Source organism: Pseudomonas sp. GD03875 (assembly GCF_029840585.1).
GTDB classification, from domain to species: Bacteria; Pseudomonadota; Gammaproteobacteria; order Pseudomonadales; family Pseudomonadaceae; genus Aquipseudomonas; species Aquipseudomonas paralcaligenes.
The window spans coordinates 1-1,468 of the sequence record NZ_JAOCCV010000077.1; the positions used below are offsets into that span (position 1 = coordinate 1).

Genomic DNA, 1,468 nt, shown 5'->3' on the forward strand with positions numbered 1-1,468 from the left:
GCCCTGAACGGCCAGACCTACGTGGTGGTGGTCAACGGCATCACCGGCAGCGGCACCCTCGGCCTCAACCTCAGGAACGGCGGCACCGGCATCGCCGACACTGCCGGCAACGCCCTCGGCGGCGGCCTGACCGGCCCGACCTATGCCATCGACCGTGCCCTGCCGGCCGTCAGTTCGGTATCGGTGCCGGCCAACGGCACCTATGTCGCCGGGCAGAACCTCGATTTCACCGTCAACTTCAGCGAGAGCGTGGTCGTCGACAGCAGCGGCGGCACGCCGCGCATCGCCGTCACCCTGGATACCGGCGGCATCGTCTACGCCAACTACGTTGCCGGCTCCGGCAGCAGCGCCCTGACCTTCCGCCTCACCGTCGCCTCGGGCCAGTTCGACGGCAACGGTATCGACCTGGGCAACAGCATCCAGCTCAACGGCGCCACCCTCAAGGGCAGCTCGGGCAACGATGTGGCCACCGCCCTCGCCGGTATCGGCAGCACCGCCGGGGTTCGGGTCGACGCCCAGGACCCGACCGCCGCCATCGCCCTGACCGGCACCTCGCCGACCTCGGCCAATACCCTGGAATTCCGGGTGACCTTCAACGAGAACGTCACCGGCGTGGATGCCGGCGACTTCAGCCTGCTCACCGGCGGCACGGTGCAGGGCACCCTGCAGTCCGTGGTGCAGCTGGATGCCCGCACCTACCAGGTGGTGGTCACCGGCGTGTCCGGCAGCGGCTCGCTGCAGCTGGCGCTGAACGCTCCGGGCAGCGGCATCGCCGATGCCGCCGGCAACCGCCTCGGCGGCAGCGTGGTCAGCAGCGGCTACGAGATCCGGCAGATCCAGCCGGAACCGGAGCCCGAACCGGAACCAGAGCCAGAACCCGAGCCCGAGCCCGAGCCCGAGCCCGAGCCCGAACCGGAACCCCGTCCACAGCCCGAGGGCGATCCCGAGTTCCGCGTCGATCCGCCGGTCTCCAACCCGGACCTGTCCACGCCGCTGCCCCAGGTCGCGGTGCCCGGCGGGACGGCGCCCTCCTTCACCTCGCCCCTGCTGCCGCCGCCGCTGTTCGAGGTGCGAACCCTGGGGGGTGGTCTGCCGCCGCTGGGCAATATCTTCATCAACCGCGGCGCCCTCGCCCCCAGCTTCATCGCCCAGGTGTTCGCCAGCAGCCATTCGGATGCGGGCGGCGATGGCTCGGGCATGGGCTTCCTCGGCTTCGGCGGCGGCGATGCCGGCGTGTTCGGCTCCAGCAGCCTGTCCAGCATCTTCGGCAAGGACGTCCTGCAGGAGACCGAACAACTCAAGATCTTCGACGGCAAGCAGTGGAGCGACGGCGCCGAGGGCGCGATCTTCGGCGCGCCGCCGCTGAGCCAGCAGTTGCACGACCTGCACGAAGGCGAGCGCCGCCAGCTGCACGAGCTGGCCCTGGCGCTGGGCCAGATCCACGCCGAAGGGCCCAAGGCCTGACACA

The 1,468-nt window shown here is 70.5% G+C and carries 1 protein-coding gene; it reads left to right on the forward strand.

The window, feature by feature from the left end:
- Positions 1–1,464: Ig-like domain-containing protein (locus N5D30_RS26030; protein WP_279911337.1), on the forward strand; the 1,464-nt coding region annotated here is incomplete at its 5' end.
- Positions 1,465–1,468: the final 4 nt, after the last annotated feature.